Source organism: Janthinobacterium sp. FT14W (genome assembly GCF_009208755.1).
GTDB lineage: Bacteria > Pseudomonadota > Gammaproteobacteria > Burkholderiales > Burkholderiaceae_D > Janthinobacterium > Janthinobacterium violaceinigrum.
Map to the genome: position 1 here is coordinate 1 of NZ_WFLL01000075.1, position 16,278 is coordinate 16,278.

General features: G+C 60.0%; 9 protein-coding genes. 6 read left to right on the forward strand and 3 right to left on the reverse strand.

From position 1 onward, the window contains the following. Nucleotides 1-35 precede the first annotated feature (35 nt). A complete protein-coding gene (locus GCN74_RS27100; RefSeq protein WP_226939253.1) occupies nucleotides 36-10,340 on the forward strand; it encodes a hemagglutinin repeat-containing protein in 10,305 nt (3,434 codons plus the stop codon). Then, the gene (locus GCN74_RS27105; RefSeq protein WP_152259531.1) at nucleotides 10,340-10,879 is read left to right on the forward strand and encodes a hypothetical protein; all 540 of its coding nucleotides are present in this window, start codon (nucleotides 10,340-10,342) and stop codon (nucleotides 10,877-10,879) included. Before GCN74_RS27100 ends, GCN74_RS27105 begins: the two co-directional genes overlap by 1 nt. A gap of 279 nt (nucleotides 10,880-11,158) precedes the next feature. On the opposite strand, the gene GCN74_RS27110 is transcribed toward GCN74_RS27105, so the two are convergent. From GCN74_RS27110 to GCN74_RS27120, 3 genes are all read right to left on the reverse strand, one after another. Beyond that, on the reverse strand, nucleotides 11,159-11,425 hold the full coding sequence (locus GCN74_RS27110; protein WP_152259532.1) for a hypothetical protein: 267 nt from the start codon (nucleotides 11,423-11,425) through the stop codon (nucleotides 11,159-11,161). Between the two features lie 113 nt (nucleotides 11,426-11,538). Then, the gene (locus tag GCN74_RS27115; RefSeq protein ID WP_152259533.1) at nucleotides 11,539-12,072 is read right to left on the reverse strand and encodes an ankyrin repeat domain-containing protein; all 534 of its coding nucleotides are present in this window, start codon (nucleotides 12,070-12,072) and stop codon (nucleotides 11,539-11,541) included. Between the two features lie 39 nt (nucleotides 12,073-12,111). Beyond that, nucleotides 12,112-13,311 (reverse strand): YbfB/YjiJ family MFS transporter, encoded by a 1,200-nt coding sequence (locus GCN74_RS27120; protein ID WP_152259534.1) that lies wholly within the window; start codon nucleotides 13,309-13,311, stop codon nucleotides 12,112-12,114. 350 nt (nucleotides 13,312-13,661) lie between these two features. Here GCN74_RS27120 and GCN74_RS27125 point away from each other — a divergent pair, with 350 nt between their 5' ends. From GCN74_RS27125 to GCN74_RS27140, 4 genes are all read left to right on the forward strand, one after another. Then, nucleotides 13,662-14,336, forward strand: coding sequence for a CsgG/HfaB family protein (locus GCN74_RS27125; RefSeq protein WP_152259535.1), 675 nt, complete (start codon nucleotides 13,662-13,664; stop codon nucleotides 14,334-14,336). A gap of 8 nt (nucleotides 14,337-14,344) precedes the next feature. Further along, the gene (locus GCN74_RS27130; RefSeq protein WP_413541568.1) at nucleotides 14,345-14,716 is read left to right on the forward strand and encodes a DUF4810 domain-containing protein; all 372 of its coding nucleotides are present in this window, start codon (nucleotides 14,345-14,347) and stop codon (nucleotides 14,714-14,716) included. After that, nucleotides 14,713-15,375 carry a DUF799 domain-containing protein gene (locus GCN74_RS27135; RefSeq protein ID WP_152259536.1) on the forward strand — a complete coding sequence of 221 codons (663 nt, stop codon included), beginning with the start codon at nucleotides 14,713-14,715 and terminating at the stop codon, nucleotides 15,373-15,375. The genes GCN74_RS27130 and GCN74_RS27135 overlap by 4 nt, the downstream gene beginning before the upstream one ends. A gap of 89 nt (nucleotides 15,376-15,464) precedes the next feature. Beyond that, nucleotides 15,465-16,157 (forward strand): hypothetical protein, encoded by a 693-nt coding sequence (locus tag GCN74_RS27140; protein ID WP_226939254.1) that lies wholly within the window; start codon nucleotides 15,465-15,467, stop codon nucleotides 16,155-16,157. Nucleotides 16,158-16,278: the final 121 nt, after the last annotated feature.

Below are 16,278 nucleotides of genomic sequence, written 5' to 3' on the forward strand. Positions count from 1 at the left end.
ACATCAACGGCCGCATCGAGCATGCGGGCACTGGCGTGCTGGCCATCACGGCCAGCACCCTGAACGGCCAGGGCGGCAAACTCATCGGCAACGGTGCGCTGCGCATCGATGCCGGGAAGATCGACCACCGCGACGCCACCCTGGTGGCGCAGCAGGTGACGCTGCAGGCGGGCAGCCTGGACAACCGTGGTGGTCACCTGGTCCAGACTGGCCTGGGACTGACAGACATCAAGGTCGACCATGCATTGAACAATGGACAGGGCGAGATCGCGAGCAACGGCATGCTGGCCATTCGCGCCGGTACGCTTGGCAATGCCGGTGGCCAGATCAACGCCAATCAGGGCGCGAACATTGATGTTACGTCAGCTCTTGTCAACACGGATGGTGTCATCGCGGCGGTGCAGGATTTGACGCTGAGTGCAGCTTCGATCGACAACCAAGGCGGCAGCATGCGCGCCGTCGGCGGCGATCTTGCCTTGCAGGCGACGGACCTTGGCAACAAGGGGGGCAGCGTGTATGCGGGTCGTGACCTGAAGTCGACTGTGGTCAACGTAAATAATAGTGGTAGTTTGTATGCGGCGGGCAAGCAGCTCTTGCAGGCCAGTGGAAGTGTGGAAAACACGGGCGTGATCGCTGCCCTGGGCAATATGGACATTCACGCTGCCAGCTTCCGCAGCCAGGGAGCGGCCAGCTTGTTGGGCGCTGGCATCAAGGCGGACGGAACTCTGGTCAATTCGGCCAACTTGAACATCACCGCCGCTCAGGGGCTGCTTGCCGGAGGCCAGAATCTGGCGACGGGCAATGCCGTATTCACCGCTGCTTCCGTGGATGTCAGCGGTAGCAAAACGAGCGCCAGCAACATTACACTTACCGCCAATAGCGGCAATGTAACGACCAGCAGCGCGGCCGTCAGTGCATCGGGCACCTTGACAGTCAATGCGGGGGCGCAGGATAGCCAGAGCTGGATTAACCGCATGGGCGAGGCGAGTGCCGGTCAATTGTCGGTGCATGTAGCCAACCTGGACAACAGCAAGGGAACCATCATCCAGTCCGGCACCGGCGATGGGGCCATCAGTGTGAATTCGGCGACGGGCATATTGGACAATACGAGTGGACGTATTGCCGTCAACGCCAATAATTTCAGCCTGGCTGCCAAGACGCTGCTGAACGTCGATGGCAAGATGGAGCATGCGTCCACCGGCATATTTGCCATTGGCGCGGGCAACTTTGCCGGCGACCGCGGCTGGATCACGTCGAACGGCTCGGTGAGTATCGACGCGGGCAATTTTAATCATGCTGGCGCAAGCATGGTCGCGCGGCAAGTCAGCATCGAGGCGCAGACGCTCAACAATGCCAAAGGCAGCATAACCCAGCTGGGCACGGCACACGGCGATATCAAGGTCGACGGACGGCTCGACAATAGTGAGGGCGTCGTCGCCAGCAATGGCGACATCGCGATCAAGGCCGGCGACCTCGATAACCGGCTCGGCACCTTGCAGGCCGCTGGTACCGCGCAGCTCGATCTGGCGATTACGGGCACCTTGGACAACCGCAAGCAGAACAGTGCCGACAAGGGATTGATTGCAGCCGGTGGCAAGGTCTCCATCACTGCCGGTGATCTGCTAAATCAACAGGGCAAGGTGACGGCTGGCACCAGCCTGGAAGTAGGCGTCAGGAATGCCATCGAGAATGCCGGTGGCCTGTTGGCGGCCACAGGCAACGCCAGCGTGACAGGCGCCTCGCTCGAGAATGCCGGTGGTACGCTCGCCTCCGTTGGCGGGAATGTGCAGGTTACGCTGTCGGGACTGATGCATAACACCGGCGGGAAAGTGCAGGCGGCTGGCGATGTGCTCCTGAATAGCCGCGGATTGACGAACAGCGATGGCGCGAGCATTACCGGGCGCAATGTCAGTATTGATAGCAACGGCCTGGAGCTGAATAATCGCCTGGGAACAATTGCCGGCACGCAGAGCGTCAATCTGCAGACAGGCGCTATTCTGAATGCCGGTGGCCGGGTGCAGGGCGGTACCTCCCTGGCGATAGATACCCATGGCCAGCTGCTGAACAATGCCAGTGCCGGCAACATCACCAGCGGCGGAACTGTCAATCTGGCGGTGGGCAATGTGAACAATGCCAGTGGCTATGTCGGTGCCGCCGGCGCTGTCACTGGCCATGCCGGTCAGGTCGATAATACGGCCAATGGGGCGATCGTCGGCCAATCCACGCTGAATTTGTCCCTCGACGGCTTGAATAATCAAGGCGGGCAAATCCAGGTGCTGGGCGATCTCGGTTTGAGTACCGCTGGAACTATTGCCAATCAGCAAGGACTCATACGCAGCGGCGGCACGGTCACCCTGGCGGGGGCGGTAATCGACAATAGCAATACGCAAGCAAGCAACCAGGGGATCGAGGGCATTAACCTGGCATTGAACGCATCGAATGTCATCAACAGTCAGGGAGCTTTGCGCGCCGACAATAACCTGACGGTGCTCAGCTCTGGTGTGATCAATAACAATCTGGGATTGATCAGTGCGGGCAATGCGCTGAGCATGCTTGACCTGGGCCCGGCACGCAACCTGTCCTTCAGCAATAGTGGAGGTACGGCAATTGCGGGCACGAATCTTGAAGTGCGTGCCGCCAGCCTGAGTGGCGATGGCCGTCTCTTGTCGCAACAGGATTTGACTCTGGATTTGTCGGGCAACTACAGCCACGGGAATGGCGGCCAGATTACGGCGAACGGCAATGCCAACATTTTTGTGGGCGGAAACCTGAGCAATGCGGGCACGTTGCAGGCCGGCGGCTTGCTTGACTTGCGTGCAGGCAGTCTCGACAACGCGATGAGTGGCGATATCCATGCCACTACGACCCGGGCCAGCACGTCCGGGGCGTTGAACAATCGCGGCCTGATCGATGGCGTCAATACGGAAGTCAATGCGGGAGCCCTGAATAACGTCGGTTCCGGCCGCATCTATGGCGATCACCTGAGCATTGCCGCGACCTCCATCGACAACAATGTGGAAGGGGGCCGAGCCGCCGTCATCGCCGCCCGTACCCGCCTGGACATCGGTGCGCAGACGATCACCAACAATGAGCATGCGCTGATTTTCAGTGCGGGCGATATGGCGATCGGCGGAGCGCTGGATGCCAGCCGCTTTGCGGTAGGGCAAGCTGTCCAGTTGACCAACGCCAGTGCGGAGATCGAGGCGCTGGGCAATATGCGGCTTGACGTTGCGCGTGTCGATAACCTGAACAGGCATTTCACCCTGCAATTGGGGGCGAATACGGTCGAAGAGATCGTTGAGTACCAAGTGAAGGGGGAACAAGGGCGTCGAACCACGATTCCTTTGCCTAACTGCATGGGGCCAGGATGTCAGAAGTGGCGCGGTGATTACATCGAGTTTACCGAATATGGATATACGCGTACGACCACCAACAGCAGCATATTGACCTCTGATCCAGGAAAGATCGTGGCCGGGGGGAGTCTGATAATTTCATCAGGTATGGTTTTTAATGAAAACAGCCATATCATCGCAGGCGGATTGCTGAGCATTACGCCAGGTGCGCTGGTGAATAAATCCGCAGAAAGCGTTTCCAAAGTCACTGAAAGTGGTTACGCCGATCGGTATCGCATTCCAACCGAAATCGGTGGCGGGATGGATATACCGATGGAATCGGTGCCCGAATTTCTTGGTAGTGACCCTTATACATGGGAAACAGCAGGCCAGGGGGCGCCAGTTACTGCCGGCCGCGTCGAGGGCAACACTGCGGTGAGCGCTACTGGAACGAGACCGAATGCCGTTGCCGGCATAGGCGGCCTGTCAGGTACCAGCAGCGCAGGCAAGGCCAATGCAGGCGTCAACCTGGCTGGCGTAGCGCAAGGCGGCACGGGCGTGGCCACGGTGCAAAATGTCAATGGACAAGGCGCAGCCGCTGCCACAGGGGCGGGTACGGTCAATTCGACCGATCACGCGGGATCGGCAGGCCAGGCTGGCGACGTGGCAAAGGCGACAGGCGCTGCTGCCGCTGCGGTGCAAGGTGCGGGAGCGCAGGGCGGCGCCGGCCTGTCGCGGGCATCGGACGTGAGCACGGGGGCACAAGGTCGTGATGCCAACAATACGGCCAGGCTTGCTGACAGCGTCAAGGGTGGAGTTGTCAGTGCCGTCGGCGCCGTGACGGCAGGCAATGCGAACCCGCGCGCGACGGCAGATGGTAGCGTCGATGCAAAAGCATTGGAGCGCGCGGCAAACGGCAAGGCGCCAGGTGCGGCCACGGGCGCGGCCGGCGTTGATCATAGTGACCGGGCGGGGAATGCGGGCAGCGGCGGTTCTGTTGCTGCGGTCGCCGGCGTCGCCGCTGGCTCTGCGAATGGCGGGACGGTAGGCGCGGTAGATGCAAAGAATTTTGACTCAGTGTCAAATAGCAAGGTGCCTGGCGCCATCACGGGCGCTGCAGGTGTCAATCATAGCGATCGGGCCGGCGACGCGGGACGCGGCGGGGCAGTTGCTGCGGTAGCCGGCATCAGCGCAGGCGCGGCGAATGGCGGCGCGGCCGGCATGGCCGACCCATCGGCACTTGCCGGTGCCGTCCATAGCGGTGCTGCTGGAACGGTGGCTGCGGTCAATGGACCGCATGCCAGCGACCGCACGGGCAGTGCGGGCCAGCCCGGCTTGATTACTGTGGCCAGTGGTGCCAAGGCGGGTGCGGCCAGCGGCGCGGCGGCGGAGAATTCCGCGGGGCCGTTGGCCGGTGCCGCGGTCGGCGCGGCAGCAGGCGAAGCCGTCAACGCCGCGTCCGGGACGAACGCCCCCGCCGGGACCAGGATGCAAGCAGTTGGCCAGGTCGCATTGGCGAGCCCGTCCGGCCGCGCGCAAGTGGTGCGCACGACCCTGCCATCGATGCAATTGCCTACCGCCAGCCTGTTCAAACTGAGTCCTGCGCCAGGCGCGCGCTTCCTGGTTGAAACGGATCCACGTTTTACCAATCAGCGTGAATGGACCGGCTCGGATTACATGCTGGCACAGGTACAACTGGACCCGTCCGTGACGCAGAAACGCCTGGGCGACGGCTTTTACGAGCAACGTCTGGTGCGTGAGCAAATTGCACAGTTGACGGGCCAGCGTTTCGTCGGCGACTACACCGGCGATGAAGAGCAATACAAGGGCTTGATGGATGCGGGTGCAAACTTTGCCAAGCAATGGGACTTGCGCCCTGGCGTGGCCTTGAGTGCTGAGCAAATGGCGGCCTTGACCAGCGATATCGTCTGGCTGGTGGAGCAGGATGTCACTTTGGCCGATGGTTCGACACAAAAAGCACTGGTGCCGCAGGTGTATGTGCGTTTGCGCGAAGGCGACATAGACGGAAGCGGTGCGCTGCTGGCAGGCAAGGACATTGATATCAATCTGAAGGGAGATTTGACCAATAGCGGTACCATCGCGGGGCGCGATATCGTCCGCCTGACGGCGGAGAACGTGCAAAACATGGGGGGGCGCATTGATGGGGATGCGGTCGGTATTGCCGCACGGAATGATCTCAATAATATCGGCGGCACCATTTCCGCCAACAGCGAACTGATTGTCAGCGCAGGGCGTGACATCAACATCACATCGGCGGTCAATACCAATACCGGTCGCCAGGGCGATGCCGTGCTGACGGGGACGAGTATTGGCCGGGTGGCGGGCCTGTACGTAAGCGATGAAGGCGGCACATTGGCCGCTTCGGCCGGGCGCGACATCTCCCTGCTGGCCGGCGAGATTAACAACGGCGGCAAAAACGGCGCCACAGTGATCAAGGCGGGCGGCAACCTGATCCTGGGAACCATCGCGACAGGCGATGATGCCAACGTGGTCTGGGGAGCTGCCTATAGTGCAGGCAAGGCTGGCACTTCCCACGAAACGGGTAGCACGATTGCCGCTGCCGGTAGCGTGGTCATGGATGCGGGTGGCGACATCAATGCCCGTTACTCGAGCGTGCAGGCGGGGACGGCCCTGGCTGCGATTGCCGGCCGCGATATCAATAATGGGGGTAGCACCTTTACCGCTGTCAATCAGTTGCAGGCCAGCGCTGGTCGCGATATCAATCTGGTAACGACGACCGTCAGCGACTCCCATGTGCGCAAGGATGGCAAAACCACCATCAGCGACAGCAGCACGGTAGTCGAGAAGGTGGCTGGCATGTATGTCACCGGCAGTGGCGAGGGCAACGCATTGATAGCCCAGGCGGGACGCGATATTTCCGTGACGGCAGGCGTCATTGCGAATGCGGGCGTGAATGGCCAGACTGCTTTAATCGCAGGTAATAACCTGAACCTCAATACCGTCACCGTCGCTTCCGCCCACGACACGGTACGCAACGCGGACAATTACAGCAAGCAGAGCAAAACCAACGAAGTAGGCAGCCAGATCATGGGCGCCGGCAATGTCAATCTGCAGGCGGGCCATGACCTGACAGCGCGTGCGGCGGACGTGCAGGCGGGCGGAGCACTGGGGGTGACGGCGGGCAATGACATCAGCCTGGTCAATGGTTTCCAGAATGCAGTGAGCGATACCGCCAGCAAATCGACGAAGGAAGGCTTCTGGAACAAGACCACGACGACCAAGCATGATGTGGTCGATACCACCACGGCGATCGGCACCTCGCTGGGCGGCAGCAGCGTGACGGTGCAGGCGGGGCACGATCTGCAAGTCACCGGCTCGAGCATCTTGAGCGACGATGCGACGCGTTTACTGGCAGGTAACAACATCACGATCGATGCGGCCACCAATACCGTGTACGAGCTGCACCATTCCAGCACCAAGAAAAGCGGCTTCATGAGTAGCGGCGGCATCGGCTTCAGCTACGGCACAAAAACTACCACGGTGGATCAGGAGCGGGACGCCACCTTGCAAAGCGGCGAGGCGCGCAGCTCGATAGGCGCGACGGGCGGTGCGCTGACGATGGTCGCCGGCAATAACGTGACGATAGGCGGCAGCGATATTCTTGCCGCTACCGATCTCGATATCATCGGCAAGAGCGTCACCATCAAGCCGGGCCAGGACAATGAGAAGGGGAAATTTGAAGTCAAGACGACGCAGGATGGTTTGACCCTGGCTTTGGGCGGCAGCGTGATCAGCGCCATCCAGACCCTGCAAACCATGAGTACTGCAGCCAGCACGGCCAAGGATGGCCGCGTCACGGCGATGGCGGCGGCGACGGCGGCCATGGCCGCCAAGGACGCTGCCAAGGACATGATGAAGGACGGCGGTCCAAGCATCAGCATCAGCCTGACGGCGGGCCATTCGGAAAGCATCCAGACGCAAACGACGGCCAGCACCACGCATAGCGGCAGCGTATTGACGGGCAATAATATCAATATCACGGCCATGGGCGGTGGCAAGGATAGCAACATCAATATCCTGGGCAGCGACCTGAACGCGAAAAATGATATTCGCCTGCATGCCGATAACAACGTCAATCTGCTGGCCGCGCAGGACACGGAAAGCCAGCACAGCAAGAGCTCGAGCATGAGCGCCTCGGCTGGCGTGGCGGCCAGTGTGAGCACCAAGGGCATGTCCTTCGGCTTCACTGCCAGCGTCAGCGGCAGCAAGGGGCATGAGGATGGGGACGGCACGACGCAGCTCAACACGCATGTGAGTGCGGGCGACAAGCTGGTCATCAGCAGCGGCGGAGACACCAACATCAAGGGCGCCGTGGCCAGCGCCAACCAGGTGATTGCCGACATCAAGGGCAATCTGAACCTGGAAAGCCTGCAGGACACGGCCAAGTTCGACAGCAAGAGCCAGAGCTTCTCCGCCAGCGGCACGGTCGGCTATGGCGCCAGTTTCAGCGCCAGCTACAGCCAGAGCAATATGCACAACGACTATGCCAGCGTGCAGGAGCAAAGCGGCATCAAGGCGGGCGACGGCGGCTTCCAGATCAAGGTCGGCGGCAATACGGACCTGAAAGGCGCCGTCATCAGTGCCACGGAGGCGGGCAAGCTGGACAGCAGCCTGAGTACGGCTACCTTGACGCATAGCGATATTGTCAATCATGCGATATCGAAGGGGAGCAGTGTTGGAGTGTCGGGCGGCATGTCCTTTGCGGGCACGGGAACACGAAATGAGAACCTGACGGATGTCGGTGGCAAAAAAGATGCTACGACTGCGGGCCTGCCAGCTATCGTTTCCCTCAGCGAAAATTTCGCCAGCACGACCCGCAGCGGCATCAGCGGCGGCACAATCGTCATCACCGACGATGCGGCTCAGCGCGCGGCGACGGGCAAGGGCACGGAAGAAGCTGTCGCCGGTGTGAACCGCGATGTGACGACCGGAGTGGATAGCAGTGGCAAGATTGGCAATAACTTTGACAAGGCAGCGCTGCAGGCGACGATGGAGGTGACCAAGGAATTCATCAAGGCAGCGGCGCCGCTGGCGGCGAACCTGGTGGGTGAAATCGGCAAGGAGAAACAAGATGCTGCGCTGCGCGACGCCCTGAGGTATGACGAGCTGAGCGAGCAAGCGAAGAAGAATGGCGATATCGAGCAGGCGAACGATTACAGCGCTAAAGCTGCGGAAGCAAAGCAGACAGCCTACAACTGGGGCGACAACGGCGTCTACCGGATAGGTTTGCACATGGCTACCCAAGGCTTGATTGGCGGTGCTGCGAACGGTGGTGGTGGCGCGTTAGGCGCCGCTGGTGGCGTCGTGGCGGGCAATCAGGGCCAGCAACTGGGTAAGTCGCTGGGCGAAGCTGCGGCCGCCAAACTGGACTTGACGGACGAGGCCAGGACAACGCTCGTCAACACCTATCAGGAAACTTTCGCCACGCTGGGTGGAGCGCTGGGAGGACTTGTAGCTTCGGCCGCAGGTGGCCAGGGTGGCGCTAGCACGCTGACTGGCGTGGCGCAGGGCGCAGGCACGGCGCAGACGGTGGACCTCAATAACCGTCAGCTGCACTTGAGCGAAATAGATTTCCTGCACGACAAATCGCGTATCGGGCGGTATATCGCCTATATGGAGGGAAAAGGCCAGAAGTTGACGGAAGCACAGGCCAGTCAGGCACTCGACCGTTTCGGCGCCGCGATGGTTGACGAGCATTGGGCGGCACTTAACGGTCGCGATGCAGGCACCGAGGCATTCATCAAAAAGGAAGCCGCTTCGGCCAAATTGAGCTACGCCGATGATGCCGGCCGGCACGCTGGTTTCGTGGTGAAATCGCTGAACGAATATCGTGACGAACGAATTAACCTCAGGACAATGATAGACACCGGCGGCGCCAATGCCAACGTCAACGCGTTCCTGAAAAACCAGATCGATACCCGCCGGGATGCCGGCTCGCAGCTTCGGTACGACGCTGGCTTTGCGAAGGGGCAAAAGGACGCACGCAGGGATTCAACGATCCTCGGTGACGTCGGCAATTTCATCGGCGGTATTGTATCGATTCCCAAGTACTTGATTCAATCGGCGACGAGTGACAAGGTAGGAATGTTCGATGAAATGCACGAAAGTGCTGCGTACAGTACGCTGCTGGAAATTCAGGGACGGCAGTCTGAAATGGGTTACATTGCTGGTCGAAAGATGGAGGATCTGGTCCGGACTGCACCTGTCAACGTACTCACCGCGGAACTTGGCGGTGCGGCGCTTGCCGGTGGTGTACGCATTGCTGTGAATGTATCGAAGGCCGGCGCCGATATGCTTGGCGGCACCACGACCATCATCCGGAATGCTGAAATATTGGATCGCAATGGTGTTGTTGTCGCAATCCAAAATGCCAAGACAGGCGGGTATGAGGCAGTGGCGCAGCAGGCCACTGGTGCCCAGGTTCCTGCCTTGCTACAAGGGCCTGGCGTAGGAAATTCGGCAGTGGCGAGCACCGCAAAACCAGGTGTTCTTCTATTGGGTGGCGGGGCAAATACTTCTCTTTCGGGAGGGCAGGCGAATTCTGTTTCAGGACTTGGACTCAGAGAAAGTCTCGCACGTGAGGCTGGAATCCCGCGTAGCCTTGAAAACGTATGGGGTTCAAACCTGAGTGATTTGAAGGGTTCGTATCAAATGGACGGCTATACCGTAGTAGATAAGGCTGCCCACGCCTCTTCGTCTGGCAACGCCCAAATCTTCAAGGTCGAGGGGAATCCATTAATCAAGGAAGTCCAGTACAGTCCATCGACAGCCGATTTGGCACGTGCCGACCAATCGCAGCATATTGGTGAATACTATAAATTCACGTATCAAGATGGAAGTAAAGTGAAGGTAATTGATCCCCAGACATACAAGATGGGGGCGCCGGAAAATCGAATGCAATACGTCAATCAACAAGGGCAGCCGATCACATATGATGCTGCGACAAGGACATGGAGGAAAAATTGATGAAATCTAAGTTAGATTGGTCTGCGCCAATTTTGCCAGGCATTTCGATGATGGGACTAACGCTTGGCGTATCTCGGCAAGAGGTGTTGGATGCATTGCATTCACACAAAGTGGAGAATGGTGATATTGATGGCAGTATTGTCGTGCAATTTCCAAATTCACCAAAACTTGTTCTAGAGGAGAGTCCGGATGCAATTATTTTACGCGACCCTGTAAGTCGGGCACCGGATTCGCCGACTCTGGATGAGTTGTTTGTGATGGGGTTTAAGGACGACGTCTTGGTTCACCTGATGACTTCGCTAGTCTATGGAGCGTCACTTGAGTACTACAAAGGTAGAATTTTTAATGAAGTTGGATTTGGAACGCCAGTATCTGAACTCGCGAAGCACTGCGAAATTGAATTCGATTCTGGTGACGAACTGTTCTACTTTAATGGTCGGCAATGCATGGGGCTAAGCATTGGTGGCTCATGCAGTTCGTTGGAAGACGATCCAGATCAAACAGTTTCATACATTCGCGTGTACGCACCGAAAGAATAGTTGGGGCAAGTAATGAAGTCAATCTCGTTGATAAATCGTGGAAATTAAAGATTGACGGCACCGTGCAGGCCGGGGTCAGGTAAGCTATTTGTACGCGATCTCAGCGTTGCTCATCTTTATTTGCGGCAAGTAGCGCTTTATTAAATGCAGATACGGCACGACTGCCTGTCCTGCTCGAGACGTGAAAAGCGGCGGTAGTGTGGGACAGGGTAAAAGCGGTAGGCAGATAAGCGCGTCCTATTGTTTCGTCTCTCTCGCTATAGCGGGCCTGATATTGCGTTAATGACAGGGTGACAGCGTGGCGCTGAAGATCGGCATATCCTTAAATTCATTGGAGCGCTTCGATTGCAGCTGTGCTGAAATGAAGGCGTTCTCGCCCAGAAGAATCGGATGACAGGTGCTGGCAAGCGGACTGGTGTCTTCCATCCCGGTGGCGACAAACCGGCAGTAGCTGATTTTGCAGGTGAGGGTATTTTTGAGGGTATCGGTAACTGAATAGTTTGGAAAACACTGAAAAATCAAGCGCTTAGCCACCTCGTTGACCATCGAGTGGGAATGATCTCCCGTCTGGCGTCGTAAGGCTAATGCCGAATCAATGAAACAGCCAAGCTCCAGCGTTTAGTCTTCTACCTGGCGGCATTTGCAGATACCTGCATCGGTTATGCCATCTGTCCCAGGCCGACCAGCCGTGCCAGGGTCTCCTGCGCATTCATGGATTTGGCCAGTGAGACGGCGCTCATGCCGCGGCTGTCCACGGCGTCGATGCGGGCGCCGTGCTGCAGCAGCAGGTCTAGGATGGCCAGGCGGTTGAACATGGCGGCCATCATCAACGGTGTCTTGCCGTCCGGGCTGGCGCCTTCCACATTGGCGCCGTGCTGGAGCAGCAGTTCGGCGATGTCCAGGTAGCCCTTGTAGGCCACGCCGGCCAGCGGCGTCTGGCCCTGGTCGTTGGGGACGTTGGCGTCGGCGCCCGCTGCGAGCAGCAGGTGCGACGTTTCCAGGTGGCCGAGGTAGCTGGCCAGCATGATCAGGCTGTCGCCTTTTTCGTTGCGGAAGTTGACGGGCACGCCTTGCGCGAGCATGGCGCCCAGTTGCTGCGTATCGCCTTCGCGCACCAGCGCGAACAGGCCCTGGATGAATTCCAGGGTTTCGGCATCCATCGTTGCGGGGAGTTTGCGTGCATCGGTGTTCATCGTGTGCTTCCTGCGAAAGTGGGACAGGCTTGCAGTCTACTATGCGGCCGGCGCCAGCGCTTTTTGCCGCGCAGCCAGCACTGCGCCGATGAAGAGGGCGATGGCCGAGGCGATCAAGCCCCGCTCCAGTCCCGCGGGGCCGTCGGCAATCCAGCCGACGACGATGGGGCCGACGATCTGGCCCAGCGCGAACACCGTCGTGTAGGCGCTGATGCCGGCCGTCCACGATGGCTGCGGCAAGTTATGCCGCACCAGGGCCGTGGTCGACGCCACCACCGACAGGAATACGGCGCCGAATACCAGGCCGGAAATGAAGACGACGGGCACAAAGCTGGTCAGCGCGGGCAGGATGGTGACTGCGCCCAGCACGGCGTTCAGGATCGCCAGCGATTCGCCGCCCTTGTAGCGGTCGAGCATGCGCGCCCAGATGCGCGACGACGCCACCACCGCCAGGCCCAGGAGCGTGTAGAACACGGTAATCTGCGTGGGCGGCATGCTTTGCTGCTTGAGCAGGGCGATGACGAAGGTCATGTAGCCGATGTAGCCGACGCCAAACATGAAATAGCCGGCCAGGCTGGGGGCAAAATCGCGCCAGGCGAAGGGGCGCGGCGCATCGAGGGTGCGCGGCGCTTCGCCGATGGCCTTCGCCGGCACGGCCATGAGGGCGGTGGCGGCCAGGCAGGCGATGCCCAGTGCCAGCCAGGGCCATTGCCAGGCATGGGCGGCGCCGTGCGCGTGCGCGGAGGCCAGCGCGGCCGGCACCAGCAGGGCCGACAGCGCGATGCCGAAGCCCGTGCCGCCGTAGTACAGGCCGATGTAGAAGCCGGCGCGCTGGCTGTGCATGGAACCGAGCCGGGCTGCCAGCACGCCGCCGGAGATGAAAATGAAGGCGCTGGCCACGCCCGCGCACACGCGCTGCAGGAACAGGGCGGCCGTGTCGCTGACCAGGCCCGACATCAGCATGAAGAGGCTGGCCAGCACGGAACCGGCGATCAGCAAACGCCACACGCCCAGGCGGCGCATCAGCGCCGGCGCGGCCAGGGCACCGAGAAAGTAGCCGAGCGCATTGAAGGTGTTCATGGACCCGGCCAGCAGGTAGGACCAGCCCAGGTCGGCACGCATGGGCGGCAGCAGCAAGCCATAGGAAAAGCGCGACAGGCCCAGCGCGATGGCGGCACCCAGCGAGAGGGCCAGCGCCGTGGCCAGCGGATGGCCCGGGGAATGATCGTGTGTCGGCATGGCCTGGTGACCCATCTATGTGAAAACGTACCGTGGAATTGGCGCCGGGGTGGGACAGGCCGGCGGACAAGGTCTGCCGGTGGCAGTGAAATCCGGCGCTTACCGCAGGCCGGTTTTTGCTGCCAAGTTAATGAATCGGACTGTAGAAGTCAAGCCGGCGCTGCTTCCTTTCCACAGGTGTGTTGGCATGCGGTGCGCCTGATCAGCGCCAGAAATAATGCAATCCTTGTCATCGTTACTTTTGGAGAGAATTGTGAGACATGCAATGCCATATAATTGCAATTAGGAAATTAACTTGCCTAAAATCAATTTTGCAGGTTGCTCCTGATCATCCATCTCATAAGGGCACTATGAACAAGAATAAACCCGGCGCGTTGTTGATTGCAGCGCTGATTGGCGCGGCGTTGGCTGGCTGTGCTTCTGAATCGTCGCAAGCCCTGGCTGTCCCTACGGTCACCAGCGCAGCCCGTCCCTACGTTGGTCCCCGCACCCTGATCGCTGTCGGCAAGTTCGACAACCGCTCCAACTTCATGCGCGGCATCTTTTCCGATGGCGTCGACCGCCTGGGCAGCCAGTCGAAAACGATCCTGATTGCGCATCTGCAGACGTCCAACCGTTTCAACGTCCTCGACCGCGACAACATGGCGGAACTCAAGCAGGAAGCCGAGTTCAAGAAGCAGGGCCAGAATATCAAGGGCGCGGACTTCGTCGTGACCGGCGACGTGACCGAATTCGGCCGCAAGGAAGTAGGCGACAAGCAATTGTTCGGCATCATGGGCCGCGGCAAGACGCAAGTGGCATATGCGAAAGTGACATTGAACGTCGTTAACATCGCCACCTCGGAAGTCGTGTATTCGGCCGCCGGCGGCGGCGAATACAGCCTGTCGAACCGTGAGGTGCTGGGCTTTGGCGGCACCGCCAGCTATGACGCCACCCTCAACGGCAAGGTATTGGATCTGGCCATGCGCGAAGCGGTCGAGCGCCTGGTGGCTGGCGTCGAAGCGGGCGCACTGCGCAAACAATAAGGTATCCCATGAAACAGACAATGATGAACAAGGGCGCAGCCCTGCTGGCGCTGCTCGCCTGTGCCGCACTGACCGGTTGCGCCACGCAATCGAAGAGCCTGTACCAATGGGAAGGCTACCAGCCGCAGGTGTATGAATACCTGAAGGGCGAAAGCCCAGAGCAGCAGATCGCCGCCATGGAAAAAGACCTGCAAGTGATCGGCGCGAAGGGCAACCATGCGCCGCCGGGTTTCCATGCCCACCTGGGCATGCTGTACTCGATCACGGGCAAGCCGGAGCAGGTCGAAGCGCAGTTCGAAGACGAGAAAAAGCTGTTCCCGGAATCGACGCCGTACATGGACTTCCTGTTGGGTAAAATGAAAAAAGGCGAGAAATTATGATGTCGCGCATGTTGAAAATGGCCTTGTGCCTGGGTCCCGCCATCTTCATGGTCGGTTGCGCCACCAAGCAGGCCGCGTACGACTATACGGCCTTCAAGGCTGCCAAGCCCCGTTCGATCGTCGTCTTGCCGCCGTTGAACAACTCGCCGGAAGTCAATGCCGGCAACAGCGTCTACGCGCAAGTGACGTATCCGCTGGCCGAAGCGGGCTACTACGTGCTGCCGGTCGCCGTGGTCGGTGAAACCTTCAAGCAGAACGGCTTGACGAACGCCGCCGATATCCACGGCGTCGATGCGAAAAAGCTCAACGAGATCTTTGGCGCCGATGCGGGCCTGTACGTGACGATCTCCAAGTACGGCACGACTTACGCCGTGATCGATAGCGTGACGGTGGTGTCGGTCGACGCCAAGCTGGTCGACCTGAAGACGGGCGCATTGCTGTGGCAGGGCGCGGCCAGCGCTTCGAGCAATGAAGGCAATAACAGCGGTGGCGGCGGCCTGATCGGCGCACTGGTGACGGCGGCCGTCAAGCAGATCATCAACACCAGCACCGATGCCAGCCATCCTCTCGCCGGTACGGCCAATGCGCGCCTGCTGTCGGCCGGCGTGCCGAATGGCTTGCTGTACGGTCCCCGTTCGGAACGCTACCTGGCGCAGTAATCGTCCGCTGGTAGCGTGCACAGGCCCTGCACCGGCAGGGCCTGCTGCAGGGCGAATCTGGGCAGTGACCACCGGCGCCGGAGGAAATCGTGGACTCGTCCTCCGGCGCCGTCTTTCCTGAGTTCGTGCAGATTCCAGGCAGGGAGCAAGCGATGGGCATTCAATTCAACGTCCGCTACAACGTGGAAACAGACGATTTGCAAGGCAACTCCGTGCTGGTTTTCCTGAAGCTGCAGAACCCGCAGAGCCATTACCGCAGCCACGCCTGGCAGGTGTTGACGGGGTCGGCCGGCGCCACCGAATCGTTCCACTACGAGGACAGGATCTCGACCGACGTGAACAGTTTCGGCATCACCGGCAACAGGATCGTCTCGGGCCGCCAGGCCATCGCGCCGGGCCAGCTGCTGTCGGCCGTGAGCCCGCATGGCTTGTCGCCGCTGCTGCAGCCGGCCGCCGCCTCGCTGGCGCAATCGAAGCTGACGCCGGCCCAATGCGGCGTCATGAACGAGACCAGTCCATTCATCCCGTTCAGCTGCAACTGGTACGTGAACGACCGGCCGGTCGCGACCATGCCCGATGTCGATGTCAACATGACGGTCGGTTTCGAATACCAGCCCAGCCTGTATTTCGTCGTGGCCATGCGGCCGGCGGCGGGCCAGACCTACAGCCTGGAGAGTTTCCCGGACATGACGCAGTATGCGATGCCGGTCTCGGCTGCCGAAGTGGACGTCACCTTGCGCCGCAGCCAGGACGCGTGGCGCTTCGACTTCGCCGCCCGCTAGGGTCTGTCTGACTGAACTTAATTAGGGTTGAATGGTCATAGGACGATGAGCCGAACTGACCTTACTGAAAAGCAGTGGCGCAAACTTGCCCCCCATCTGCCGTCCAATCCCCATCACGGTC

Bases quoted from the DNA above. Each gene is read 5' to 3' on its own strand.
- GCN74_RS27105 (WP_152259531.1), top strand. From the start codon at position 10,340: ATGAAATCTAAGTTAGATTGGTCTGCGCCAATTTTGCCAGGCATTTCG.
- GCN74_RS27110 (WP_152259532.1), bottom strand. From the start codon at position 11,425: ATGGTCAACGAGGTGGCTAAGCGCTTGATTTTTCAGTGTTTTCCAAAC.
- GCN74_RS27115 (WP_152259533.1), bottom strand. From the start codon at position 12,072: ATGAACACCGATGCACGCAAACTCCCCGCAACGATGGATGCCGAAACC.
- GCN74_RS27120 (WP_152259534.1), bottom strand. From the start codon at position 13,311: ATGCCGACACACGATCATTCCCCGGGCCATCCGCTGGCCACGGCGCTG.
- GCN74_RS27125 (WP_152259535.1), top strand. From the start codon at position 13,662: ATGAACAAGAATAAACCCGGCGCGTTGTTGATTGCAGCGCTGATTGGC.
- GCN74_RS27130 (WP_413541568.1), top strand. From the start codon at position 14,345: ATGAAACAGACAATGATGAACAAGGGCGCAGCCCTGCTGGCGCTGCTC.
- GCN74_RS27135 (WP_152259536.1), top strand. From the start codon at position 14,713: ATGATGTCGCGCATGTTGAAAATGGCCTTGTGCCTGGGTCCCGCCATC.